This is a genomic window from Brevibacillus parabrevis (genome assembly GCF_003710905.1).
GTDB classification, from domain to species: Bacteria; Bacillota; Bacilli; order Brevibacillales; family Brevibacillaceae; genus Brevibacillus; species Brevibacillus parabrevis.
Window position 1 is genome coordinate 127,274 of record NZ_RHHV01000019.1, and the last position, 24,622, is coordinate 151,895.

The window sequence follows — 24,622 nt, forward strand, 5'->3', positions numbered from 1 at the left end:
CCTTTACTTTCCTCCTCCGCCTTGCTACGCTAAGATCAAAACTTTCTGATTACGGAGCGATTACTTGTGGACCCATCGGCATCATTATGGAAGAATCCGTCTTTTTTGAAGCTGTGGCTGGCGCAATTGACTGCGAACATCGGCGACCAATGCTACAGTTTTGCTTTGCTCTGGTACTTGCTGCAAGCGACCAAGTCAGGGACGGCGCTCAGCTTGCTGGCCATACCGGAAATGGTGGCCGGACTGCTTTTTTACCTGATCGGCGGCGTGCTGGCTGATCGGTACAATCCGCGCCTGCTGATGGTCGGAGCCGACGTCGCCCGTATTTTTGTGGCGATCGGAGTTGGCATCATGGCCGCCATGGGCATCGAGCAGTTTTCCTTTTTTCTGGTCGCGCAATTTTTACTCGGCTTGTTCTCCAGCCTGTTTCAACCAGCCCGCACTGTCGCGCTGAAAACCGTCGTGTCACTCGAACAGCTTGGACGCGCGAATGCCATCCTGGACACGACTTTTCGCACCGTTCGGATCGCAGCGCCGATGACAATCGGACTTATCGCTTCCATCGTTCCGCTTTCCGCTCTGTTTTTTGTCAACGCTACGAGCTACTTGCTGTCTGTCGTTTTCTTGTATGCGATTCGCGTCTCTTTGACCGATACGCGGAACGGTCCGGCTGCCAAAATGACTCCCGGACAGTATGTGCGCGATATTGCCACAGGCGTGCGAGAGTTAAAAAAAAGCCGGATGTTGTTCCTGATTTTGCTGTTTAGCAACATGGGCTTTCTCGTCTGGCAAGTTTGCTACAGCGTCGGCTTTCCTTTTCTGGCCGAGCGCATGCAACAAGGCAACGGCAGTACGCTCGCGATGCTGATGGGCTTTTACGGGGTGGGCAATCTGCTCGGCAGCCTCTACATGTCCCGTGCGTACTACACGAAGTACCTGCTTGTCATCATGATCGGCTGGACGTTGCAAGCTGGCGGGTTCATGCTGCTCGCCGCTGGCGGGGCGATGCACTGGGTCGCTTTTCTCGGAGCCGCAGTAGCCGGGGTCGGCGGACCGTTTATCGGCATCCCGACCGTCACGGCCATTCAGGTCAAGGCCGGAGCGAGTACAGGGAAAATTTTCTCGATCAACATGCTTTTCTTTACCTTTTTCTCCATGCTGTCCAGCAGTCTTGGGGCCATATGGCTTGGCAGCTGGCCCGTTGAGCAACTGTTTTTCGCGAGCAGCCTGTTCCTCGTCGTCATGTCTGCTGCAGGCTTTGCCATCATCAAACGAACATCCCGTGAGCAACACCAATCCGCTTCGCTATGAATGCGCGATTGGTGTTTTTCTTTGTGAAAAAACAATTGCATTTCCAATTTTCACGTCATATAATCTGACATAAATAAAAATGATGTTAGATTATCTAACACAAAAAAGGAGTGGAATGAATGGAACCGACTCTCACTGAACTCTCGTCCGCCATTGATGCCACATGGGTCATGATCTCAGCCATCCTCGTCATTCTCATGCAGGTAGGTTTCGCCCTGCTTGAGGCTGGCTCGACCCGGATGAAAAACGCAGGCCATGTGGCAGGCAAAACCGTCCTCACCTTCGGCATTTGCTCCCTTGCTTTTTGGGCATTCGGCTTTGGCCTGACTTTTGGAGACGGCAATTCTTTTATCGGTCTAACGGGCTTCTTCTTCGACGGCTTGCAAAAAGACGCCTTCTCCGCTTTTTCCGCCGCTTCGGTTCCCATTTCCATTCTCTTTCTGTTTCAACTAGCCTTCGCCGCGGTTTCGCTGGCAATCGCCTGGGGCGGTTTCGCCGAACGAGCCAAGCTGTCCGTTTACTTTATTTTCAGCGTCTTGTTTACCGTCCTCATCTATCCGGTCGTCGGTCACTGGGTATGGGGCGGAGGCTGGCTCGCACAGCTCGGGATGCAAGACTTCGCTGGCTCGACGGTTGTCCATCTGCAAGGAGCCATCGTCGCGCTCGTCGCTACCGTGCTGTTGAAGCCGCGCATCGGCAAGTACAATCGCGACGGCAGCTCCAATCTGATCCCCGGCCATAACCAGGTTTACTCCGTGCTCGGCGTCCTGTTTCTGTGGATCGGCTGGTTCGGCTTCAATGCCGGCTCCACGCTGGGCAGCACTTCCGGATTTTTCGGTTACATCGCCGTCACTACCAATCTCGCTACCGCCGCAGGTGCAGTAGCCGCGCTCGCCATCTCGTGGATCGTCATGGGCAAAGCCGACATCCCGAGCATGCTGAACGGCGTGCTGGCTGCTCTCGTCGCCATTACAGCTTCTTGCGCCTTCGTCGATCCTTGGGCTGCTGTTGTCATCGGAGCTGTGTCAGGTATTCTTACATTTTATACATCCATCTGGTTTGATCGCCTGGGCGTTGACGATCCGGTCTTTGCCTTCTCCGTTCACGGTGTGGCAGGAATTTGGGGAACTTTGTCCACTGGTTTGTTTGCGACGCCGGAGCTTGCTGAAAAAGTCGGCGTCGGCGGTGCCGGACTGTTTTACGGCGGAGGCTTGCACCAATTGGGCGTACAGGCGCTCGGCCTCGCCGGTTCCATGGCTTACGTCTTTGTGGTAGCTTATGTGATTTTGTCTGTTTTGAAAGCGACAATCGGGCTTCGAGTCACAGAAGAAGAAGAGGTGGTTGGTCTTGACCTTAGCGAACACGGGGGATATGGTTATCCCGAACTACTGCAACCTGAGCGCATGCGCCCGGCAGCATCCCACCAAAGCAGCACCTCTCACACTCTCACCTGAGCAAATCGAGCGGATTAGACAGGTTAATTCATTTGCTGAGCTTGCGCTGATTCGGCATGAATTGTTGGACCCGTCTCCTATGCGCGACTTGAACCGGGCTGGCGAGATGGCTCCCTTTTCCATTGTCGTCAATTTGATTCACGACAACCTGATTCGCCAAGGCGTTCTGCTCGCTGTCGATTCCTTGGCGAAAAGGGGGCTTGGCACCCCGCCTGTGCCGTTTGCCTTTTTGCAATTCGGCAGCGGCGGGCGGTTCGAGCAAGCCATCATCAGCGATCAGGACAACGGGCTTGTCTACGATCTTCCTGATCACCTCAACGAACAAGAGATTGAGGCCGTTCACGGCTATTTTCAACTGCTGGCAGCCGCTGTCGTCTCCGGTTTGGAGGAAGCGGGCTATCCGCCTTGCCAGGGCAACGTAACATGCCTTTCCCCCAGATGGCGCGGCAGTGTCGCTCAATGGGTCGACCAGTTGGACCGCTGGATCTCGCATCCCGTCTGGGAAAATGCTCGCTATCTGCTTCTGGCAAGCGACGTGCGCGTGCTGTACGGGGAATCCGCTATTTTCACCCCGGTATTGGATCGATTCAGGCAGCTTTTGGCTGGCAATACGTTTTTGTTGGATCGGCTGGTCAGCAACACGTTGCACTACCGGGTGCCGCTTGGTCTGTTCGGGCGCGTCCTGCCTGAAGTCACTGGCCGTTTTCGCGGAGCCGTCAACATCAAATACGGCATCTATTTGCCGATCGTCAACTGCGTGCGGCATTTCGCCCTGGCGCACGGCATCTTCGCCAGCTCGACGCTGGAGAGGCTGGGCCAACTGGCGGAAAAAGGCGTGTGGAGCAAAAGCTTTTGCGACGAAGTAGCGGCACATTTTCGGCTGATCCAGGGACTGCGCCTGATCGCCTTTCTCCATTGGGAGGACGGTCTGTATACGAGCAACAGCTACATCAAGCTGAGCAAGCTTTCCCCCGATTCAGCCGTATCGATGCGCGAGGCGATGAAGCTGGCTATCCGCCTGCAAAAAATGACGGCCAAACTCCCGTCCAGCTTCAAAGGATAGGGGGGAGACGCGCTTGGCAAAATGGGATTTCATCGGCCGCCTGTGGAACATGAATCGCGGCATGACAGGCGTACCGGGCGACTGGAAGTGGGGGCTTGGCGAGGACGACAAGCAGCATCAAGCGTACTTGCGCTCCATCTCCAAAGAAGCCAGGCGTGTCGATTCCAGCGAAAACATACCGCTTGCCGATTTGGAGGTAGTGGTGGTCGATCTGGAAACGACGGGCTTTTACCCGGACCACGGAGACGCGATCATCTCGATTGGCGCGGTCGCCATGCGCGGCGAGAAGCTGCTGCTTGGAGATTCGTTTTACACGCTCGTCAATCCCGGGCGGACGATCCCGCCACACGTCAGCTCGCTGACCGGAATCTCCGACGAAATGACCGCAGACGCCCCGGAGCTTCTGGAGGCGTTGTCGCGGTTTTTCCGCTTCGTCGGAGATCGTCCGCTCGTCGCCCATCACTCCCGCCACGAACGCGAATTTTTCCGGTCGGCCCTGTGGAAAACGAGTCGGCGTCCGTTGACACACCGGATGCTGGACACGATGCTGCTCATTCGCCTGTTGAGCAACCCGATCGGCAACGGATCGCTGGATGCCCTCTGCGCCCTGCACGACATCCCGATCTCCCGCAGGCACCATGCCTATTGTGACGCCGTAGCTTGCGGGACGCTCTGGGCGACGTATTTGACAAAAGCACAAAAAGCCGGATACACGAGTCTCCGGGAGGTATATGAAGCTTTGCGCTAGAATGTGACTTTTATCGTTTGGATCTCAAAGGAGACGGTTCCCATGTTGCACATCAGAGACGCTGTTTTGGGCGATTTGCCTTCCATGCTACGCATCTACAATCATGCGATCACTCACCTGGTCGCGACATTCGACTTGGAGCCACAGACCATTGCCCAGCGCGAAGTCTGGTTTCACAAGCACAACAAAAACCATCCTTTGATCGTCGCCGAATGGGAGCAAGAAGTCGTCGGCTACTGCTGCCTTTCCACTTTTCGCGAAAAACCCGCTTACAACCAAACGGTCGAGCTGTCCGTCTACATCGATGCAGAACAGCGAGGACGCGGCATCGGAACGGCCCTGCTGAGCGAAATCTTGCAGCGGGCAGAACAACTGGGCTACCATACCGTCATTAGCGGAATTGTCGGCGGCAATGAAGCGAGCGTCAAACTGCATGAAAAATTCGGCTTCACGCTTGCCGGAAGGTTTCAAGAAGTAGGCTTCAAATTCGGCGAGTGGCACGACGTTTATTTTTACCAGCTGCTGCTTGGGCAAGAACATTCCTCGCTCAGTCGTTAACAGGCTCGAAACAAGAAAAAGGAAGCTTGCGAGAGCTTCCTTTTTTCACGCTTATCTACGCTACTGGCTACGGAGCTTGCGGGGCCTGCGCCACATCTACTTCGACGGCATTGGTCATCGCTAGCAACGCCTCATACGTGACTGGCAAAAGCGACTCGGCAATGCCAGCGGCGGTATAGACGACAGGGAAGCGCCGCAGCGAAGTGTCCACGATTACAGGCACTTCTTGCTCCAACGCAAAGGGACAGACAGCCCCGACACGATAGCCCGTCACCTTTTCGACTTCCTCCATGGAAGCCATTTTCGCTTTTCCCGAACCGAGCGCAGCTTTCACCTGCTTCGGGTGTATCTTGACATCGCCTGCCGCGACAAAAAGCGCAAACTGGTCGCCGGAGCGAAACAGGATCGACTTGGCGATTTGTCCTACCTCGCTGCCCAACGCTGCTGCGGCCGCTTCCGATGTAGGAAGAGGCTGTTCATACACAATCGGCTCCAGCTGCGGATCGTACCGTTTGACAAATGCGCGAACTCTCTCCAAGGGGCTTGTCTCTTGCATAGCTGCTCTCCTCCTTGCACACTACTCTTCCAGCACGTACACATCGTCACCGCAGGATACCGTGCCTGTCTCCACCACGGAAGCGTATACTCCGAAGTGATTGTCGTGGCGCTTCACGCATGCCTTCAATACTTCCGGGGTCCTCTGCAGCGTATCCGGGTCAATGTTTACGTACACACAACGCACGCAATGCATCGTTACTTGCAGCGTAACATCGTTGATTTTCAATTTTTTTCCTATCCATTTATCTTCTGCAAACGGCTCGTCGTCATCCAGCACAACGATCAGATTGCCGCGAAAGCGTCTCGGGTCAACCCATTCGCTGCCGATCTGGCGGGCAATCTCGCGCAAGGAAGCGTCTGTCACCAGCAAAATATGTTCTTCCCAGTCCTGCTTGCCCTCCGAAGGAATGCTGCGCAAAGGCGTAACAGGTCGCTTGGCGGTGTCCGCTACATGGGAAAAAAGCGATTCCCCCCACTCGTGAACGCTGCCGTCGCTCGCTACGACTCGCACCTGCGGATACTCTTCCTCGCTCTGTTTTGCCTCCATGGTTGCAGAATAGCCAATAAGAGCTGGAACTTTGTCTGCGCCCAAAAATTTTCCGGGCCGTGTATCATCCCAAAAGCGATACACGCGATCCCCGTACAGCCCAAAAGCATCGATCTCGGTTGATGTAAGTAGTTCCCCGCGCATTGCCTTCACAGGATGGCGATAGATGCTTTGCAATGCTCCTACCTTTTTCATGCAACCCTCTCCCTCTCTATCTAGCCTTTGATAAACGAGTTGCGTACCCTGCCCCAAAAGGTCAGGCGCTTGTAGCGCGCGAATTTCACTTTGCCCTGGCCCACGCGGCAAGTAATGGAACGAACGCCTGTCCACACGCCTTGTTCGCGGTCCAGCCCGATCATGATCTCCGGGTTCATGACAATCAGCTCTACTTCATGATGCTTGGGCAAAACAAGCGAGCTGTTGATCGTCCGGTATGCCTGGTTGTTGATCGAGGCGATCTCCGAAAGCTGAATGGCCTCAATCGACGGATGCACAATCGCCCCGTCTACAGCCTTGTTGTATGCCGTGCTGCCTGACGGCGAAGAGACGATCAAGCCGTCTCCGCGAAACGTCTCCAGCTCATCGCCGTTAATGTAGACGCAAGCAACCAGCGTCGACAAAGACGCATTGCGCAAGACAACTTCATTCAGCGCCCATTTATCGTATTGCTTGCCATCAGCGGTTTCAATCCGGCATTGGACGGTCGGATACTCCGAAATCGCCGGCTGGGCGTGCAGCAACCTGTCGACAAATTCGTCCAGCTCCTCCGGCCGCCAGTCTGCATAAAATCCGAGGTGGCCTGTATGAATCCCGACGTAAGCCGGCTCCATCCCGTATTGGTGAACGGCTTCCAGCAGTGTTCCATCTCCGCCAATCGAGAGCACCATATCCGGCTCTTCATCGGTTCCATTCACAAAAGTATACGAGCTGCCAGCCTCCTTCAGCTTTTCCTTGAGCAAATTCTCTACTTCCCGTGTATAATCGTCATTTCGCAGTACAGTCGCAATCTTCATGCTGGTCTGCCCTCACTTTTATCCTTCGAAGCGGTCAAGTACGCTTGTTTGTTGATCTCACTATACCACATGAAAAAAGGAGATGCATGGAAACCGAAATGGATTTTACCAGCGTTCTTCCTGGAACGATCCCGCGCGAAATTCCCCCGGAAAAGAAAAAGCGGGCCTCATGCAAGGCCCACCCGTCATCCAAGGCGATTTTCCAGCTCTTTCACGATTGCCTCCGCCTTGCGAATCCATCTCGGGTCAATGTCGGCATCCTTGTCGATCGGCTCCTGAAACTGGTTCATCACTGCCGAAGCGACAGGCGCGTAGTAGCCGATATCTTCTTCCACTCCTGTGTTGTACACATGACGCAAAACAAACGGCTCGCCAAGCTCCAGCCACGCATCCGGGCTGTCCAGCTCCCCTTGCAAAACTTTTACAGGCAAGCGAAGGTAGACCCTGTTTTGATCATCCAGCGTCCGGTCAAAAAAGCCTTGCTCATAGTCCCAGTTAGCCAGCGTAAAATGCGGCTCAAGCGACTCGCGAAAGTAGCCGAACGTCGCCTTCGTTCCGGGGAGACTGCTCTGTATTTTTTTCATCTGGTAATCCTCCTGCCTTCGTCACATTTTATGGATAGTGTGCGACAAAAGGGCAGGTTGTACTCGCACAGCCGTGCTCTTCAAACACACAACAAGCCCCGCTGCCAATCATCCGCTGGCAAAGAGGCTTGCATGCTCCCGATTTTAGAGCAGGGCGATCGTAAGCAATGTAAACAAAGCGAGTGGAATGATTCTTTTGCCTCTGCGGCAAGGACGACGGCGCCTTCTTTTCGGCACGACAACCGCAGCCGGAGGAACTGGCGGTGGCGGTGGTGGCGGCGGAAACGGATACCATGGCTGCGGCGGGAAAGGCGGATAAGGGCTCATGTACGGGTTGAATCCGCCGTACGGACTAAAAAATGGATTGCCGTCCGGGAACGGCTGCATCTGGCCGTACGGAAAACTCGGGCTGCCGAACGGGCTGACTTGACCAAACGGCTGACTCGGACTGCCAAACGGACTCACTTGGCCGTACGGTTGGCTCGGACTGCCAAATGGTCTCATCTGGCCGTACGGTTGACTCGGGCTGCCGAACGGACTCACTTGGCCAAACGGTTGACCCGGACTGCCAAACGGAACCATTTGACCGTACGGTTGACCCGGGCTGCCAAACGGACTCACCTGACCAAACGGTTGACCTGGACTGCCAAACGGAGTCATCGGAGCGTAAGGATAGCAGTCATCGGCGTACGGACTGACTTGCCCCCCTGGAGGTCGCCGATTTGGCTGGCTGCTGCTGCTAAACGGACTGACATCGCCGTACGGCTGATAGCCGCCGTAGGGGAGATACCCTCCGTAAGGATTCCAATCTTGATGCATTCCCCAGTCGCCGGGCGATTTCCGGCTGGCTACCTCTTCGATTTCATATTCATAGTCGTTTTCTTCCGCATCCGGGTCGTCCACTTCAACGTATACATTCTGATCGTCAAAATCCACGATCACGCCTTCAAAAATCTGGCCGTCTATCGCTTCAATGCGCACTTTTTTCTCGACGTGTTCTTTGCATATGTTGTGCACATTTTCGCGCATATCCTTGATCAGACTGACCGTCTGGACGTCAGCCTGGTACAGGTTTTTTTCATCCTGCATGGAAACTCCTCCCCTTCTGGTGCTCTTTATTACCATATACATGTGCCCATGGGGAGGTGTTCCGGTTTGCAGGCAAGACTAGCCCATTTTATGTGCGCTGACGTTTTCTTCTGTTACGAAGCGCGCAGGCAAAAACGGGGCGAGCTGCTCCCGCTCTCCTTTTTCCAGATAGTCCGCCATCCACTTCGCTGTGGCGGGCGAGAGCAAAATGCCGTTGCGGAAGTGCCCTCCGGCAATCGACAGCCCTTCCCATCCAGGTACAGGCCCAAGCAATGGCTTGCCATCCGCCGTAGCTGGCCGCAATCCGCCCCACGCCTCCAGAAAAGCGGCTGAATGCAAGGCCGGAACGTACGGCATGACCCCGTTCAGGATGCTGGCTAACCCCGCCATCGTCACTTCGCGCTGAAAGCCGCTCTCGTCTTCTGTTGCGCCAAGCACGATTTTGCCGTCTTTTTTCGGGGTCACATATCCCGTCGTGCCAAAAATGACGGTGCGCAGCGGAATGCCGACAGAGGAAACAGCGGCAATCTGACCGCGAACCGGACGCACCGGAACCGACACACCCAGCAAGTCCAGCATGACACCTGCCCACGCTCCCGAAGTGATCACCGTATGCGCGGCGCGCAACGGCCCGAGCGAGCTGTCCACGCCAACTACTTTCCCGCCTTTTACCGCGATGCCGCTCACGACACAGCCGGAATGCAGCACAACTCCTTGCAGCTTGCACGCTGTCACCAAAGCGCGAAGCAACATGCGATTGTTGATGTGCCCCTCGTACGGGGAGTAAATCGCTGCCTGCGCTTTGTCTGTCAACAGCGGCTCCACCTCCGCCAATTGCTGCCTTTCCGTCAAAAAGTGCACGCTATGCCCCGCGTCCTTTTGCCAGCGAAATTTCTCTGCCAACTGTGCTTGCTCACCATCGTCGAGCGCGACTGTGAGCAGCCCCTCCAGGCTGAGCTGTACATCGCCCCCGGTAAACTCCTCCAACTCTTGCGCCCACTGCGGATAATAAGCCAGCGACGTCATGCCGAAATCGAGCATGGGACCGGGCGCTGTAAACTCCTTCAACGGCGCGAGCATGCCCGCTGCTGCCGAGGACGCCTGTCCGCCCCATTCTCCTTGCTCAACCAACGTGACGCCCATCCCTCTGCGTGACAATTCATACGCCAGACTTAAACCGATAACTCCTCCACCCACTATGAGACAATCGCCCACGTTTTTCTCTCCTCGCTGTTGTGATCTCTCTCCTGATCCAAGTTGAACAGGGCAACATACAAAAAGCCCACCCGTTCCCAAGCAGGAAAAGGTGGGCTTCATACGCCGTATAGCCAAAGAAAAAAGCGCTGTTCGCCGGCAACCGTATCCCTGCGCCGGCATGATCCGGATCAGGTGCAATGGGTCGACGGTCGTATGCTTCCATCCTCTCAGCCCCGCGTGAAGGACTCCCCAAGTTGCTTCTTTACATATTCATTTCACCAACCAAGTATAGTCCTCCTGGCCGCCAGTGACAAGATGCTATACGCTCAATCCTCGTCTTTTACATCGTAGCTCTCCGGAACCGTCTCATGCCGCGCTGCCTCCTCGAACTCGCGGAGCTTGCGCATTTCTTCCATATGATGGTTGAACTGTTCCTTGTTGATGACGTACTCGTAGCCGTCGTGCAGAGCGCGAATCTTGCCCTGGTGAATCTTTTCCAAAATAAACGTTTCCGGAAGCTCCAAGTACGCTGCTGTCTCTTCCACGGTCAAATATGTCTTGTTATCGCGCAATCTTGCCTCCAATTCCGCTTTCTGCTGCTCGAATCCAGGTTTGCCCAAAAGGGCGAACATGTTGGCCTTGTACGCCTCCACCCCGGGCTGGTCAAACGGATTGACGCCCAATAAATAGCCGCTGATTCCGCACGCCTTTTCAAAAAAGTAGATCAAGGCACCGAGGTGATACGCCGTCGCCTCTGGCATCTCGACAAGCAGGTTCGGCACGCCGCCATCCACGTGGGCGAGCACCGTCCCTTCGAAAGCCTTTTTATTGACAAATCCCATCCGCTTGCCGGACAAAAAGTTCAGTCCGTCCACATCAAGCGGGTCTTCTTCTACCGTGACATCGATGGCTGGCTTGTTTACGGTTACCACTGTCTCGAACAAGTGTCGCATGCCGTCCTGTATGTACTGCCCCAAGGAATGCAAGTCTGTGGAAAATTCGGCAGCGGCGGGAAAAATTCCTTTGCCATCCTTGCCTTCCGACTCGCCGAAAAGCTGTTTCCACCATTCGGCGAAAAACCGGAACTGCGGCTCGTAGCTGACCAGAAGCTCCACCGTTTTGCCTTTGCGGTACAGGGCGTTGCGAATCGCCGCATACTGGTAGCACGGATTTTCGGCCAAATCCATGACCATGTACCGCTCGCTCGCATCTTGCGCTCCTTTCATCAGGGCATCCATGTCGGCGCCGCTCACGGCGATCGGCAATAGTCCGACTGCTGTCAGGACAGAAAAACGCCCGCCGATGTCATCGGGAATGACAAAGCTCTCGTAGCCCTCATCTTCCGCAAGCTTTTTCAAGGCCCCCCGCGCTTTGTCCGTCGTAATGTAAATTCGCTTCTTCGCCTGCTCGCGGCCGTACTTGTTTTCCAGCCAATTGCGCAACAGCCGAAAAGCTATAGCAGGCTCTGTCGTCGTGCCCGATTTGGAGATGACGTTGATGGAGACGTCTTTTCCTTCCAACACGTCCATCAGATGAGAGATATACACCGGACTGATATTGTTGCCGACAAAATAAATTTCCGGCGATCGCCGCTTCGACTTCGGCAGCAAGTTGTAAAAGCTGTGGCCCAATACGTCCAGTACAGCTTTCGCTCCTAAATATGAACCCCCGATTCCAATTACCAAAAGCACATCTGAGTCAGCCTGGATACGTGCCGCCGCCTGGCGAATCCGCTCATACTCGACGCGGTCGTATTTGTTCGGCCAATCTACCCAGCCAAGATAGTCTCTGCCTGGACCCGTTCTTTTGTGCAACATTTCATGCGCCTGCCCGATTGCTGGCGCAAGCTGCTCCCATTCATGCTGTCTCACAAAGCCGCGTGCATTGGAATAATCAAATCGAATCGCTTGGTTCATGGCTCCCCTCCCAAGGAACGTCATCTATTTTCTTATCTTATCACGCAAAAAGCGAGAAAGTTACTTTCCGTCAAAACATCGCAAAATGTGAGCAAATCGTGAACGATTCGGCAAAAGTGTTACCTTTTTCCATGCCTTCCGTAAAACTACTTCGAGCAATGAAATAATGGTTTCTTTTTAGAACAACAAGGGGAAATGAAAATGAAAAAACGGTGGTGGATCATCGGTTCCGTTGTCGTCCTGTTAGGGGCAGGGTTCGTTGGACTCAACATGATGGGTTCTCAGCAAGCCATGGGCATGCCCGTCAACATCGGAACACCGACCAAATCAGCTCTGGAAAGCAAAATCTTGACCTCCGGAATCGTCATCGTGGAGGACAAGCAGAAGCAGTACGCCAATGTGAACGGCACGTTGCGCGAGTTCGTCGTCAAAGAAGGCGACAAGGTCAAAAAAGGCCAGATCATCGCCAAAATTGATACGACCGATGTGGACAGCAGACTGCTTGATCTCGAAGCGCAGATGGAAGTCGCAAAAGCCAATCTTGCCAAAGCCCAGATCGGCGTAGAACCGGAAGAAGTAGCACAGGAGCGCGAGCGGGTCACGCAGGCACAGCGCGAGTACGATGCGGCCAAGCGAGAATACGACCGGATGAATCAATTGTTCTCCTCAGGCGCTTCGACTCAGCAGGAAGTCGACAAGGCGAAGTCTATCTTGGACAACGCGCTGTCCGCCCTCAATGTGGCGAAACAGCAGTCCGCCCTGAAACAAAAAGGGCCGCGCAAAGAAGACATCGCCGCTCAGCAGGCACAAATCAACAAACTGGCCGTCGAACGGACTCAACTGGAAAAAGAACGCGTCCAGAGCGTTGTCGTCGCACCTGCGAACGGAACCGTTATTGGCGTCGCGGCGGACAACGGCCAATACGTCAACAAAGGCACGGAAATTTTGACACTGGCTAATCTCGACAACCTGCTCATTCAGGCTGACATCAACGAATCGGATGTCGGCAAGCTGAAACTCGGACAGACGGCGACCATCGAAGGCATTACGCTGGGCAAACAAATGCTGAATGCCCAGATCACCCGAATCGCCCCGATCGCAACCACCAGCCAAAGCAGTTCGGGCCAAAGTGAAAAGACCCGCGTCAAAGTCATCCTCAAGCCGCAAGGAGATTTGAGCGCGCTCAAGCCAGGCTTCCACGTGGACATCAACATCTTGGCGGAAAAAATCGATAACGCTCTGCAAGTTCCGATCGAAGCTATCCAGCAGGAAGCGGACGGCAGCACTTTCGTCTGGATATCCGAGAACGGAATCGCCAAGAAACAGAAAGTCGCCACAGGCACCGAAAATGAACTGTTCTCCCACATCAAGCAAGGTCTGAACGGAGACGAGCAAATCATTTTGGGACCTGTTGAAGCGCTGAGTGAAGGAGCGCCTGTCATGCCGATGAGCGGCGGTCCCGCACCAATGGGCATGTAACGACTGGATGTGTTCCACGTAAAAAGGAGGTCAGCCGACAATGCTTCAGGTAGAAGGCTTGACGAAATCATACAAGACTGGCGATAGCACCCTCCCTATTTTGAAAGGTGTATCCTTGCTGGTGGAACAAGGCGAGTTCGTCGCCATCATGGGACCATCAGGATCAGGGAAATCGACGTTCATGAACATGCTGGGCTGTCTGGATCGCCCGGACACGGGAAGCTACATTCTCGACGGGATTGAGGTAAGCAGCCTCAATGACAAGCAGCTCGCCTACGTACGCAATCAAAAAATCGGCTTTGTGTTTCAGTCGTTCAATCTGCTCGCCCGCTCCACTTCCCTGCACAACGTAGAGCTGCCGATGATGTACGCCAACGTCAGCCGTTCGGAAAGGCGCAACAGGGCTACAGAAGCGCTGAAACGAGTAGGGCTGGGCGAACGCATGCACCACAAGCCTACTCAACTGTCCGGGGGTCAAAAGCAGCGCGTCGCCATCGCCAGAGCGCTGGTCAACCGTCCCGCCATCCTTTTGGCAGACGAACCGACAGGAAACCTCGATAGTCGCTCCGGTGTCGAGATCATGTCGATTTTTCAGGAACTGCACGCTCAAGGCGTCACGATTATTCTCGTCACGCACGAGATGGACATCGCCCAGCATGCCGAGCGAATCGTCACGTTCAAAGACGGCATCATCATCCGCGATGAGCGGGTAGAGGAACGCGTTTTCTCTACCCCGAATGACGAGGTGATTGTCACGTGAATTTTATGGAAAGCTTTTACACCGCACTGGAGGGCATCTGGGCCAACAAAATGCGCTCGGCCCTGACCATGCTCGGCATCATCATCGGGATTACTTCTGTCATCGCTGTTACCGCGCTTGGAGAAGGCGGACAAAAAGCAATCAACGACGAGATGGAAAAATTCGGGCAAAACACCTTCAACGTCTTCATTAACTGGGAGACAAAAGAAAAAATCGAATCCGACGACCTGACTATCGATGACGCTGCTGTCCTGGGCAGAATCAGTCCGGCAATCGAGTACATCGTCCCTTACAGCGGAACGACAATCGAGTTGAAGGGGCCGAAAAAAGAAGAGCGGGCCAACCTGACCGCCACCACGGCGGATTATTTCAACATCCAGAAAAGAATGAAAGTAACAAAAGGCCGCCTGTTCAGCGATACCGATGACAAGGAACAGCGCGCTGTCGTCGTGCTGGAGGACAAGCTTGGCGAGAAGCTGTTCGGACAAATGAATCCGATCGGTCAGCGCGTTCGCTGGGGAAACAATTCCCTCGTCGTCATCGGCACGTACTCAGAGGAAAAATTCAAGTTTGACATGGGCCAGGAAACATTCGGCGCCGTAGTTCCCATCCAGTATTACAACTCCCTGTTGGAAGAACCGTCGATCCATTCGTTTATGGGGACGGCTGTCGACAAAGCTTCCGTCAACTCGGCCATGCAGCAGGCCAAGCAATATTTGACGCGCAAACACCAAAAGAACGACCATTACATGGTTCGCAGCATGCAAGAATCGGTTGACCAGTTCAATCAGCTGACAGGCACGCTCACCTTGATTTTCAGCATCATCGCCGGGATCTCGCTCGTAGTCGGCGGGGTCGGCGTCATGAACATCATGCTCGTCTCCGTCACCGAGCGCACGCGGGAAATCGGGATTCGCAAAGCGCTGGGGGCGCGGCGAAGCGATATTTTGATTCAGTTTCTCATTGAATCCATCATCGTCTGCCTGATCGGCGGATTGGTCGGCGTCCTGTGCGGACTTGGCATCGCCGCCTTGATCTCGCATTTTGCCAACCTTCCACCGCTGCTATCGTGGAACAGCGTATTTATCGCGTTTGGCTTCTCCAGCGCTATCGGCATCTTTTTCGGGCTTTATCCAGCCAACAAAGCTGCCAAGCTCGACCCGATCGAAGCGCTGCGTTACGAATAGACCGATACAAAAAACATGCACCTGTGCAACTTTCGCCACAGGTGCATGTTTATGTTGGAAACGTATCTGTCATCAGCTTCAAAAGAAAAAAAAGCGCAATCCCGACGCTCGCGACTGTCCACCAGAGCGTTTTGCTGTCAGTCTTGTCTGCCTTGTAGATACCGCTCAGCTTCCAGGTGCCTACAGCTACACAGAGGAGACTGATCAGGAGCAGGATTGTCCCCATGATCTCCCTCCTTTCCCCTCTCCTAGCTATATGGGGATGGAGGGAAAAAAATCACTCCTTGGGCTGCTTTTTCCCCAACCGGCCGAGCACCTGGCGACCGCGCTGCTTGAGCGCCTCGTCTTTAAGCGCAAGCTGCCGCTTTTTCATCAGGCCGTTTTTCGAAGTATCCGGACGATCCGGTTGTTTGTCGTCGCGCATCAGTTGAACTTGCCTCCGCCTTTTTTCTCATAGTCATCCAGCAGCTCGGCAAAGCTTTTGTTGCGCTCGCGTGCTTCCTGTTCGTGGCGTTTTTGTTCCTCAGCTTCCTTTGCCTTCCGCTCGTTTTCTGACTTCATGTCTTTTTCCAGCTGCTTCAGCTTCGATACCGCATCTGCGTTCAGCATGTCCTTCAAGCTGCCAAGCGAAGCCTTCGCTTCTGTTGCTGCTTCCTGCGTGTGACGCTGGTTTGGTTGCTGTTTTTGTTTTTTCTTTGCCATTTGAACTGCCATCCTTTCCCTATCGAACTAACGCCCTCATTCTCCGTCCCGTTTTGGGTCATACTACTTGTAAGCTTCGCATTGAGAGGAGGACGAAACATGGTGCGCAACAAAGCAAAAGACTTTGGAAAAACCGCAGAAATCCGCGGCCCGAAAGCTCAATCCGAGGCCATCCGTTCCAACGGTTCCATTAATAGTGAACCACAAGAAAGGTTAAAAGAAAACCGTTAGGCCAAAAGTTTAACCGCCGGGCTTGGTATCACGCCCGGCGGTTTTTATTGGGAGACATGCTCTTCGGACTGGCTCTTTTTTGCACCGACTCTTGCCTCAGGACGGTCAGCTTGTCATCCAGTTGAAAGCGGCAACCGTTTTTGACCAGCCTTTTGGCCAAATCCCGCTCCATGGCGATGCGCGGCAGCTCCTTGAACAACCCGGCCCGAAGCAAGTGTTCCTTGCGCAGCGAGACGTGGTGGGTATCAAACAGCGCCCATGGCGAGCGATAACGGGTAAGGTGCGGCCCGTATTTTTCCCGGATTGCCAGCCGCTTCTGCGCCATCGGACAAGGCAAGCCGATATGAAAAGGCAATTCGTTTACGATCTGGCTTTCTTCCAGCAGCGGGATCGGTTTGACAAGCGTATGCGGCCGTTTGATGTGCGGGTATTGCTCCAGCCAAAGCTGGCACTCCGCGTGCTGGATCTCTGTAAACCCTGGCTCATACACGGAATATATCCGCTTACGATCCTGTCCGAGCAAGACAAGCTGACTGGCTTTCTCATGCGCCTGCTGATGGACGCCGATGAATGAACGCGGAACAAGCATGTGGCTGGCCAGAAACACAATCAGTTCGCCTCGCGCAAGCTTGATCCCCGAATTGAGCAAATAGGCGAGCGGCTTTTGTTTGCGAAGCCGCACATAGTTCAACGAAAAATGGGCGGTAAATCGGGACAGTTTTTCCGCCGTCTCGTCCGTTGAAGCGTTGTCAAGGACGATCACCTCAAACTGTTCAAACGCGCAAAATTGCAGGTTGAAGCCGAACAGGGTATACAAGAGCTGATCGTCTGCATCTTTGGCAGGAATGACGACACTTGTCAGCATCGAATCTCCCCCCTTTTTCTGTGAAAAACGTCAAGCCGCTTTTCATGAAAGTGGATGTTACCGTTTTGTTTTGTAGCATATGCGGCAGACCATCATTTGGGCTGGGCTTGGCTCACGACCCGACCGCCACCGTATAAGCAACGAAAGTGTGATGCATGCTAAAAATGATGGCTGCCTCTCTTGGCGAACCTTTCGGCTGTATGGATAAGTGGATAAAGGAGGTTCAACGAATGGACAACGACCAGAAGCATCGTGAAAAAACAAAGGATATTTCCCTCGACGGAACCTTGCCGCATCAGATCAGCGCCCCTGATTTCAAAAAATCGTCCCGCTCCATCCAGCGACCTTTTGTCAACGAATTTGGCGTCGTGATCGGAGACAGCTTGTACGAGTCCAAAGAATCCCCGTTGAACAACTGGAGCACGGACACGGACCCTTCCATCATGGCGGGCGACCAATGGGTGCATCCAACCAACGATATCGGCTGGAACTCCTACGAAAACAAGGAGCTGCTGGAAGACAAGCCCATAGGCAATGCCCGCTTTATGCATCCGACGAAAGATGTCAGCAAAGGCAAGGATTGATTGAGCTGTCTTGAAAAAAATCGCCCATTCGGAAAAGACACACTGACCGAATGGGTGTTTTTGGTTTGTATGTTACAATGGGGCTTGAAGAGACAGAAAGGAGCTGGCCCATGAGCATCACACTTGCGATAGCGCCTGCATTTTCGCTCGCCTATCAACGATATTCCGAATTTCGTCCAGGTGACACGCTTCGCCTGTACGTGCGGACAAGCGGTCCTGGAACGGGCGGGCTTTTCTACGCGATTGAAAAAGATGAAGCCATGCCTGACGACGCCATTTTCGAAGTGGAGGGCTTGCGCTTTGTCATCCGCCCTGCCGATTTCTGGTACTTCGATGGCGGTCAGCTTGACTTTGACCCTACATACGGCGAATACGGCTTTCGCTTCTTCAACCCGCGTCTGGCGGACTAGCAGAAACTTTTCTGGGCGTCATCCGTATGAAAGAGAGACTGCCATGACGTATGGGAGGAGCGTTTCATGAAAAAGAGCGGTTCGATTCTTTTGGCCGTCGGCGCTTTTTTGCTGGCCAATTTCAAATGGTTAATCGGTATTTTGAAGTTCTCCAAATTCGGCGCAACCCTTTTGTCGATGATCGTCAGCCTCGGGGCGTACGCCATGATTTACGGCTGGAAGTTTGCCGTGGCGATCGTCTACCTGATTTTCGTCCATGAGATGGGGCATGTCATCGCTGCCAAGCGCAAGGGCATTGCGACTTCGCCAGCCGTCTTCATCCCGTTTGCGGGTGCTTTTATATCGATGAAAGACATGCCGCGCGATGCGAAAACAGAAGCGTATCTCGCTTATGGCGGACCGCTTGCCGGGATGATTGCCTTTTTGCCTGCCCTGCCGCTTTACTGGTGGACGCAGGACCCGTTCTGGGCATTGGTTATCTACCTCGGTGCCGTACTCAACCTGTTCAATCTGTTGCCCGTCTCCCCGCTGGATGGCGGACGGATTGTCTCTGTGCTTTCCACAAAAATCTGGTTCGTTGGACTGATCGGTCTGGGGATCATGCTGTTTACCAATCCAGGCCCGATTATGGGACTCATCTTCATCCTCGGTCTGATTACTTGGTGGAACCGCCTGCGTGAAAACTACCAGCATCAGGTGCTGCAATACGAACGGGAACAAATCGAAAAGTTCATGCACGATATCGCCAAATGGCCTGAACTGGAAACGACATGGGACATGCGCGTCAGCATGAACGAAGAGGTAAGCGCACTGAATCAGGCTGAGCCGGACAAACGCTTCCTCGTCCCGTTCCTGCATGACGAAAAGCGGCTGGCACGCGACCAGAAGCGGCTGGATAAAGTGTATATGAACAGAAAATGGGAACTGTTCAAGCAATGGGAGCGCGAGCCGATCATGTTCATCGAGTCGGACCCGCTGCGTCCCGCTCCGTCCCAGGCACTGCAAGAAGCCGAGCAGGCAGCTCGCCAGCGGCTGGCGGAAGTCGATGAGCAAATGCATCGGCTGACAACGTATTATGTCGCTCCGGCCTCGACCAAGTGGAAAGTGCTGGCTGCTTACCTCGGGCTGGCCGCTGTTTTGTCGGCGTTCTTCGTCTACGGACAGCAGCTTTTGCACCGCTAATCCAGGCTTTGCTCCGACCGTCCGGTTCGTTTGGACCGGACGTTTGACCTTCTGTGACCTTCTGTGGGCGCAAAAACGTGCGCTACGCATACCTGAGAGTCGCTCTTCCCCAGCAAGAGGTCAGAAACGCCCGCCATGGTGATTTATCGCTTTTGAGAGTTGGCGCCAAACAGAGTAAAATAGGAGTGTACTTTCATAAAATTCCAGAGAGGATGACTTTTTACTTGGACAACGTCCCGATAGTGCTCAACCTGCTGCTTGTGATATTTCTTGTTTTTCTGAACGGCTTCTTCGTCGCCGCAGAGTTCGCTCTCGTCAAAGTGCGGCAAACGCGCTTGACACAATTAGTGAATGAAGGAAACAAACGCGCTGTATACGCTCAAAAAGTAACGCAAAAACTGGATGGCTATCTGTCTGCCTGCCAGGTCGGGATTACTCTCGCCTCGCTCGGACTGGGTTGGGTCGGGGAACCGGCTATCGCCCATATGATCGTCGAACCGCTGCTTGGTTCAACAGGATTGCCTGCCTATGCGATTTCTGCGATATCTTTTGGTATAGCGTTCGCGATTATTACCTTCCTGCACATCGTCTTGGGTGAACTGGCTCCGAAATCATTGGCTATTCAAAAAGCAGAAGAAACTTCGCTGTGGGTTGCCGCGCCATTGATGTTTTTCTATAAAATGCTTTACCCGGCGATCTGGTTTTTGAACGGAACCGCCAACGCCCTGATGAAACGACTTGGATTCGAAGCGATCTCGGAACATGAAGCAGCTCATACCGAAGAAGAAATCCGCATCCTCGTCAACCAAAGCCACCAAAGCGGTCATATTGACCAGACTGAATTGTCGCTGGTGGAACACGTTTTCGACTTTTCCGAAACCTTGGCCCGGGAAACGATGATCCCGCGAATTGACATGGTTTGCTTATATAGCACGAATACATTTGAAGAAAACTTGGAGATCATCCGCACGCAGCGACACACCCGTTTCCCTGTAGCGGCTGAGGACAAAGACAACATCATCGGTTTTGTCCACGCCACCGATTTTTACCTGGCGGCCCTGCAAGACGGACGTGTCAAGCTGGATTCGTTGCTCCGCCCTGTTCTGACGGTTCCGGAAACCATGGAGATCAGTACAGTCCTGCGCCTGATGCAGAAAAAGCGCTCGCAGCTCGCAATCGTCATCGACGAGTACGGCGGTACAGCTGGTCTGGTAACGATGGAGGACATTCTGGAAGAAATCGTCGGAGATATCCAGGACGAGTTCGACGAGGAAAGACCGGAGATCGAAAAGCTGGATAACGGCCTCTCCGTTTCCGGCATGCTGACGCTCGCCGATTTGAACGATCATATCCCGTTCGAGCTGGAATCCGAGGATGTAGACACGATTGGCGGCTGGCTGTACAGTCAGCTGGAAGAAGATATCGCGGTAGGCGCTACAGTCGAGTGGGAAAACTACTTGTTCACCGTCAAGCAAATGGATAATCACCGTGTCACCCGCGTGTTGATTACGCCGATTAAAAACGACGAATCGCCGCAGCAAGAAGAGCTTTTGACCGTTTCCTGATCAACGAAAAGCCACTCCCCTTAGCAACTAGGGTGAGTGGCTTTTTTTGTGTGAAAAACGCCTCGATGTTTTTCTAGATATTGGATGATTCTGTTTGCGGTCAACAAAACGGTCACAGCTGTATTGTTATGTGCATCTCCGTTTTGGTTTCGGCTGAGTCAAGTCGTTTCCAAGCCATCCGACTGCTTCCAGTCTTGCACGCCGTTGTCCTCCAGTATGCCCATCGTTACGTCACTAATATCAGGATCAGTCAGCAGACTGTCGCGAATGCGGTATTTAATGTCGTCCGCTACCGCAAGAGTCAGACCCGCTCGCAGCTCGACATAGCATTCTACGTGGTAAAAGCGGCCTTCCTGGACAATTCGCAGGCGATTGATATCCGTCACATCCGGATCAGCAAAAATAATCGCTGCCACCCGGTCTTCGACTTCTTTTGGAGCGGCGACCCCAATCAAGCCGACCATGTTGTCGTATCCTACCTTGAACGCCACTCCGACCATCAAAATGCCGATCATGATCGTAGCGATACCGTCGAGCAAGGCAAACGTCGTAAACTGTGTCACCACTACCGCGATCAGAGCCAGGAGCGCTCCCGTCGTCGCTACGATATCTTCGTAAAAGACAAGCCGTGTCGGCGGCGCCGCACGTCCCACATGGCGAAACGCAGCAGGCACAATCCCCCAGCCTTTTGCCTCGACGCGAGTCTCGTGCACGATTTCTTTCATCGCCTTGACCAACACCAAGCCATCTACGACAATCGCCAGAAACAAGATGATAAAATTAAGCCAGAAGTGGCTGGCGTGCGCAGGCTCTTTGAGCAGATGAATGCCTTCCATGACCGTCTCGTACGCCATGATCGTTACGACAATGACTGCGATCATGCAAAACAGGTTGATGACCCGACCAAATCCGGTCGGAAAGCGCGGCGTCGGCTTCTTTTCCGCCAGTACGCTGCCGAAAAACACAAAGCCCTGGTTGACCGCGTCCGCAATCGAGTGCATAGCCGAAGCGAACATCGCCCCGCTGCCGCTGTAGGCTGCGGCAAAGCCCTTGACAATCGCCAGGCCGAGATTGCCCAAAGCTGCTGTCGCTGAAGATGTGTTTCCCTTTTTTAACGTTGTCCAAAAAGAACTCATCCTGCCCGTATCCTCCTCGGGAAAAATCCTGTTTCTTCGTTTATTATTCCCCGTGAAAGCACGTCGTTCCTTTTTCAATAAAAGGAAAAAGGCAGCGCCGCCGACCGCGTTGGCAGCCTTTACGCCAACAATTTCAGCCCCGCCACGGACACGATGACCAGCCCAATGAAAACAAGCCGCAGCGCATCTTTTGGCTCCCCGTAAAACAGCATTCCGACCAAGGCGCTTCCTACCGTGCCGATTCCCGTCCATACGGCGTAGGCGGTGCCCATCGGAATCCCGTTCATCGCGATCGACAGCAAAATGAAGCTGAGCGAAAATCCGCCGAGCAGGACAGCCCATGAACGCAGCGACGGCCGCTGGTTCACCTGCGAAATCCCCATGACGCCTACCACTTCAAACAACCCGGCAAAAATCAACGATACCCATGTCATGCAACTTCCCCCTCCTTGTGCGAATCTCCTCCATGTTCATGCGTGACCACCTTCAAGCCGATGATGCCCGCCAGCAAAAGAGCAATCAGTCCGACCTTCATCCAACTGAACGGCTCCCCGAAAAAAGCCATCTCAACAATCACTGTGCCCGCCGTGCCCAACCCGACAAAGACAGCGTACACCGTGCTCGTCGGCAGCCTTTTGCCTGAGTAGATCAACACAGCGAAGCTGATCATAATGGCAATCGCCGTCAGTGCCCACTCCCACAATTGGTCCGCGTATTTCAGCCCTGCTACCCACATCACCTCAAACACGGCGGCAAGCACGACCAGCAGCCAGTTTTTTTGCATCGTAACCCCTCCTTTTTATATCGTTCCCCAAGTGCAACTCGCAGGCTCACCCGGGCTTTTTCCCACATGCAAAAAAAGCCACGGGCGAATACCGTTACAGATATTCTCCCGGGCTTTTATCCCTCCGTGTACACGGCAAACGCCGTGGGTTTTCTCTCGGTCCAGTCCGGCCACTATCTGGCTCGCGGAACCCTAGAAAACTCAACATATGCAATTTGACTCATGGGCAACTGGCTCCTATTGTAGCAAAAGCCAAACGATTTTTGCAAGATTTTCGCAAGGGCAGCTACTTGTGCTATTCTAACTTACGTAAAGCAAAAGCTCGTCCCAAACGAAAACAAGCAAGGAGAATAAGCCGATGACGAATGTATTGTTTGTGTGCCTGGGAAATATTTGCCGCTCCCCGATGGCAGAAGCCGTTTTTCGCCATCTTGTCGAACAGGAAGGGCTGAGCACAGAAATCAGCATCGACTCTGCCGGGATCGGCGGCTGGCATGCCGGAGAGCGTCCGCACAAAGGCACCCAACAGGTTCTCGACGAAAAAGGGATCGCTCACGACACGTTGCGCGCCCGGCAAATCAAGCACCACGATTTTTCCGAGTACGACTATGTCGTCTGCATGGACGAAGAAAATTTGGCGGCGCTCACCCAAATGGCTCCGTCAGGCAAAAATGTGCACCGCCTGCTGGACTTCGCCCAATCCGTACAGGAGCAAAACGTGGAGGACCCTTACTACACCGGGCGTTTCTCCTACGTATACGACTTGGTGGAAGCTGGCTGCCGCGGCCTTTTGGCAGAGATCAAAAGCAAAAAGGGATAGCCCTCCGTCTGGGGGCATCCCTTCTTTTTTTACACAGCTACGGTCTTTTCCTCCCACAGCCTGCCCAGCCAGCTTACCGTGCTGCCGATCAACTTGCTGTAGCTGTCTGCGGAAGAAAATGTATGATCGCCGCCGACAATCACTTCTTTTTCGCACGTTCCCCTTCTGCGCAAGTGCAGCTCCCGCTCGTAATGAAACATCGCATCGACTGCAATGACGTCATCGCGATTGCCGTGCAGGATCAGCACATCTCCTTCAAACTGCTTGACGTGGCGCAATGGCTGAGCACCGTTCAACGACTGGAAGTAGCGTCTGGAAAGCAAGTAGCCATTATGGTCGGTGCTCCCCAAAGAGAGTGCTTCCTGATACTCTTTTTCCCCGACGATCCGCACGATGTCTTCAAACGGCTGGGCTACCGCAGCCCACAGCACCATGGAATGAATCCGTCTGTCCTGACTTGCCGTCAAGGCCGAGACAGCCCCGCCAAGGCTGTGCCCGAGCAAAATAATCCGTTCCTGGTCTACCCGTTCCAGCGCAGCAGCGTAATCGAGCACATCGCGTGTCTGCTTGAGCAAAACGTCCAGCCCGCCTGCTCCGTAATCCCCGTCGCTTTCTCCGCATCCGCCATAATCAAAGCGCAAGACGCCAAACCCGTGAGCGGCAAGCTCTCTGGCGGCTTTTACAAACAAGCGGTTGACGCCGACTCGACTGCCGATAAAGCCATGGCAGATGACAACCAATGGGTATTTCGCAACCGTCCTGCCGTTTTGCTGCTCTGGCTCATGCAACGTTGCCGTCAACATAACTGTCTCGCTTGGAATATGTAATGTCCGTTCCAAAGAACTCACCTCTTTTATTTATAGTATTCCGAGTAGTTTA

The 24,622-nt window shown here is 53.8% G+C and carries 29 protein-coding genes, 1 pseudogene and 2 riboswitches; of the genes and pseudogenes, 14 read left to right on the forward strand and 16 right to left on the reverse strand.

Features of this window, described 5'->3' with window-relative positions:
* Positions 1–66 precede the first annotated feature (66 nt).
* From EDM60_RS24250 to EDM60_RS24270, 5 genes are all read left to right on the forward strand, one after another.
* Positions 67–1,311, forward strand: coding sequence for an MFS transporter (locus EDM60_RS24250; protein ID WP_122966230.1), 1,245 nt, complete (start codon positions 67–69; stop codon positions 1,309–1,311).
* Between the two features lie 119 nt (positions 1,312–1,430).
* Complete coding sequence (locus EDM60_RS24255) at positions 1,431–2,765, forward strand: ammonium transporter (RefSeq protein WP_122966231.1); 1,335 nt, start codon at positions 1,431–1,433, stop codon at positions 2,763–2,765.
* Positions 2,766–2,844: 79 nt separating this feature from the next.
* Positions 2,845–3,828: a DUF294 nucleotidyltransferase-like domain-containing protein gene (locus EDM60_RS24260; RefSeq protein ID WP_409362249.1), complete on the forward strand. Its 984-nt coding sequence runs from the start codon at positions 2,845–2,847 to the stop codon at positions 3,826–3,828.
* 13 nt (positions 3,829–3,841) lie between these two features.
* Positions 3,842–4,576, forward strand: coding sequence for an exonuclease domain-containing protein (locus EDM60_RS24265; protein ID WP_122966233.1), 735 nt, complete (start codon positions 3,842–3,844; stop codon positions 4,574–4,576).
* A 42-nt stretch (positions 4,577–4,618) separates the two neighbouring features.
* On the forward strand, positions 4,619–5,134 hold the full coding sequence (locus tag EDM60_RS24270) for a GNAT family N-acetyltransferase (RefSeq protein ID WP_122966234.1): 516 nt from the start codon (positions 4,619–4,621) through the stop codon (positions 5,132–5,134).
* Between the two features lie 67 nt (positions 5,135–5,201).
* Here the strand turns inward: EDM60_RS24270 and EDM60_RS24275 are convergent, their stop codons facing one another.
* The 8 genes and pseudogenes from EDM60_RS24275 to EDM60_RS24305 form a co-directional block, all read right to left on the reverse strand.
* Complete coding sequence (locus EDM60_RS24275) at positions 5,202–5,690, reverse strand: YbaK/EbsC family protein (RefSeq protein ID WP_122966235.1); 489 nt, start codon at positions 5,688–5,690, stop codon at positions 5,202–5,204.
* A gap of 21 nt (positions 5,691–5,711) precedes the next feature.
* Positions 5,712–6,434: an MOSC domain-containing protein gene (locus EDM60_RS24280; RefSeq protein ID WP_122966236.1), complete on the reverse strand. Its 723-nt coding sequence runs from the start codon at positions 6,432–6,434 to the stop codon at positions 5,712–5,714.
* Positions 6,435–6,454: 20 nt separating this feature from the next.
* Positions 6,455–7,252, reverse strand: a complete 798-nt coding sequence (locus EDM60_RS24285) for an NAD kinase (protein WP_122966237.1) — start codon at positions 7,250–7,252, stop codon at positions 6,455–6,457.
* A 185-nt stretch (positions 7,253–7,437) separates the two neighbouring features.
* Positions 7,438–7,836, reverse strand: a complete 399-nt coding sequence (locus EDM60_RS24290; protein ID WP_122966238.1) for a YugN family protein — start codon at positions 7,834–7,836, stop codon at positions 7,438–7,440.
* A 144-nt stretch (positions 7,837–7,980) separates the two neighbouring features.
* Positions 7,981–8,925, reverse strand: coding sequence for an LSm family protein (locus tag EDM60_RS24295; protein ID WP_122966239.1), 945 nt, complete (start codon positions 8,923–8,925; stop codon positions 7,981–7,983).
* Between the two features lie 78 nt (positions 8,926–9,003).
* Positions 9,004–10,140 carry a glycine oxidase ThiO gene (gene thiO / locus EDM60_RS24300; protein ID WP_122966240.1) on the reverse strand — a complete coding sequence of 379 codons (1,137 nt, stop codon included), beginning with the start codon at positions 10,138–10,140 and terminating at the stop codon, positions 9,004–9,006.
* A 127-nt stretch (positions 10,141–10,267) separates the two neighbouring features.
* Positions 10,268–10,384, reverse strand: a riboswitch (TPP riboswitch).
* A gap of 64 nt (positions 10,385–10,448) precedes the next feature.
* Positions 10,449–10,667: an excisionase family DNA-binding protein gene (locus tag EDM60_RS29535; protein ID WP_307723370.1), complete on the reverse strand. Its 219-nt coding sequence runs from the start codon at positions 10,665–10,667 to the stop codon at positions 10,449–10,451.
* Positions 10,668–10,688: 21 nt separating this feature from the next.
* A pseudogene (locus tag EDM60_RS24305) lies at positions 10,689–12,038 on the reverse strand (glucose-6-phosphate isomerase); the annotation flags it as partial.
* A gap of 201 nt (positions 12,039–12,239) precedes the next feature.
* On the opposite strand from EDM60_RS24305, the gene EDM60_RS24310 reads away from it, so the two are divergent.
* The 3 genes from EDM60_RS24310 to EDM60_RS24320 are packed head-to-tail and all read left to right on the forward strand — an operon-like array spanning position 12,240 to position 15,464.
* Positions 12,240–13,517: an efflux RND transporter periplasmic adaptor subunit gene (locus tag EDM60_RS24310; protein ID WP_122966241.1), complete on the forward strand. Its 1,278-nt coding sequence runs from the start codon at positions 12,240–12,242 to the stop codon at positions 13,515–13,517.
* A gap of 40 nt (positions 13,518–13,557) precedes the next feature.
* On the forward strand, positions 13,558–14,277 hold the full coding sequence (locus EDM60_RS24315; protein ID WP_122966242.1) for an ABC transporter ATP-binding protein: 720 nt from the start codon (positions 13,558–13,560) through the stop codon (positions 14,275–14,277).
* A complete protein-coding gene (locus tag EDM60_RS24320; RefSeq protein WP_122966243.1) occupies positions 14,274–15,464 on the forward strand; it encodes an ABC transporter permease in 1,191 nt (396 codons plus the stop codon). Before EDM60_RS24315 ends, EDM60_RS24320 begins: the two co-directional genes overlap by 4 nt.
* Before the next feature lie 49 nt (positions 15,465–15,513).
* On the opposite strand, the gene EDM60_RS28855 is transcribed toward EDM60_RS24320, so the two are convergent.
* From EDM60_RS28855 to EDM60_RS24325, 3 genes are read right to left on the reverse strand one after another with little or no spacing between them, the layout of a single operon-like run.
* Positions 15,514–15,690 (reverse strand): hypothetical protein, encoded by a 177-nt coding sequence (locus EDM60_RS28855; RefSeq protein ID WP_167470375.1) that lies wholly within the window; start codon positions 15,688–15,690, stop codon positions 15,514–15,516.
* Positions 15,691–15,741: 51 nt separating this feature from the next.
* Entirely contained in the window at positions 15,742–15,888 is a 147-nt protein-coding gene (locus EDM60_RS28860) for a hypothetical protein (protein ID WP_167470376.1), read from the reverse strand.
* A complete protein-coding gene (locus EDM60_RS24325; protein ID WP_122966244.1) occupies positions 15,888–16,166 on the reverse strand; it encodes a YqkE family protein in 279 nt (92 codons plus the stop codon). Before EDM60_RS24325 ends, EDM60_RS28860 begins: the two co-directional genes overlap by 1 nt.
* Before the next feature lie 99 nt (positions 16,167–16,265).
* On the opposite strand from EDM60_RS24325, the gene sspK reads away from it, so the two are divergent.
* Positions 16,266–16,397, forward strand: coding sequence for a small acid-soluble spore protein K (sspK, locus tag EDM60_RS24330; protein WP_063230518.1), 132 nt, complete (start codon positions 16,266–16,268; stop codon positions 16,395–16,397).
* A 28-nt stretch (positions 16,398–16,425) separates the two neighbouring features.
* Here the strand turns inward: sspK and EDM60_RS24335 are convergent, their stop codons facing one another.
* The gene (locus EDM60_RS24335) at positions 16,426–17,262 is read right to left on the reverse strand and encodes a glycosyltransferase family A protein (protein WP_122966245.1); all 837 of its coding nucleotides are present in this window, start codon (positions 17,260–17,262) and stop codon (positions 16,426–16,428) included.
* Positions 17,263–17,492: 230 nt separating this feature from the next.
* Between EDM60_RS24335 and EDM60_RS24340 the strand changes: the two genes are divergently transcribed.
* The 4 genes from EDM60_RS24340 (at position 17,493) to EDM60_RS24355 (ending at position 21,003) form a co-directional block, all read left to right on the forward strand.
* A complete protein-coding gene (locus EDM60_RS24340) occupies positions 17,493–17,846 on the forward strand; it encodes a DUF3905 domain-containing protein (RefSeq protein WP_122966246.1) in 354 nt (117 codons plus the stop codon).
* 110 nt (positions 17,847–17,956) lie between these two features.
* Positions 17,957–18,256, forward strand: a complete 300-nt coding sequence (locus tag EDM60_RS24345; RefSeq protein WP_063230523.1) for an iron-sulfur cluster biosynthesis family protein — start codon at positions 17,957–17,959, stop codon at positions 18,254–18,256.
* Positions 18,257–18,322: 66 nt separating this feature from the next.
* Entirely contained in the window at positions 18,323–19,438 is a 1,116-nt protein-coding gene (locus EDM60_RS24350; RefSeq protein WP_122966247.1) for a site-2 protease family protein, read from the forward strand.
* Positions 19,439–19,662: 224 nt separating this feature from the next.
* On the forward strand, positions 19,663–21,003 hold the full coding sequence (locus EDM60_RS24355) for a hemolysin family protein (protein ID WP_122966365.1): 1,341 nt from the start codon (positions 19,663–19,665) through the stop codon (positions 21,001–21,003).
* Positions 21,004–21,161: 158 nt separating this feature from the next.
* On the opposite strand, the gene EDM60_RS24360 is transcribed toward EDM60_RS24355, so the two are convergent.
* The 3 genes from EDM60_RS24360 to EDM60_RS24370 all read right to left on the reverse strand — a co-directional run bounded on the left by EDM60_RS24360 (position 21,162) and on the right by EDM60_RS24370 (position 22,923).
* Positions 21,162–22,139: a cation diffusion facilitator family transporter gene (locus EDM60_RS24360; protein WP_122966248.1), complete on the reverse strand. Its 978-nt coding sequence runs from the start codon at positions 22,137–22,139 to the stop codon at positions 21,162–21,164.
* Positions 22,140–22,258: 119 nt separating this feature from the next.
* Positions 22,259–22,573: a DMT family transporter gene (locus tag EDM60_RS24365; RefSeq protein WP_122966249.1), complete on the reverse strand. Its 315-nt coding sequence runs from the start codon at positions 22,571–22,573 to the stop codon at positions 22,259–22,261.
* Positions 22,570–22,923: a DMT family transporter gene (locus EDM60_RS24370; RefSeq protein WP_122966250.1), complete on the reverse strand. Its 354-nt coding sequence runs from the start codon at positions 22,921–22,923 to the stop codon at positions 22,570–22,572. The genes EDM60_RS24365 and EDM60_RS24370 overlap by 4 nt, the downstream gene beginning before the upstream one ends.
* Positions 22,924–23,026: 103 nt before the next feature.
* Positions 23,027–23,130: riboswitch (guanidine-I (ykkC/yxkD leader) on the reverse strand.
* 151 nt (positions 23,131–23,281) lie between these two features.
* Between EDM60_RS24370 and EDM60_RS24375 the strand changes: the two genes are divergently transcribed.
* On the forward strand, positions 23,282–23,743 hold the full coding sequence (locus EDM60_RS24375) for a low molecular weight protein-tyrosine-phosphatase (protein ID WP_122966251.1): 462 nt from the start codon (positions 23,282–23,284) through the stop codon (positions 23,741–23,743).
* Positions 23,744–23,772: 29 nt separating this feature from the next.
* Here EDM60_RS24375 and EDM60_RS24380 read toward each other — a convergent pair whose 3' ends face one another.
* Complete coding sequence (locus EDM60_RS24380; protein WP_122966252.1) at positions 23,773–24,582, reverse strand: alpha/beta hydrolase family protein; 810 nt, start codon at positions 24,580–24,582, stop codon at positions 23,773–23,775.
* Positions 24,583–24,622: the final 40 nt, after the last annotated feature.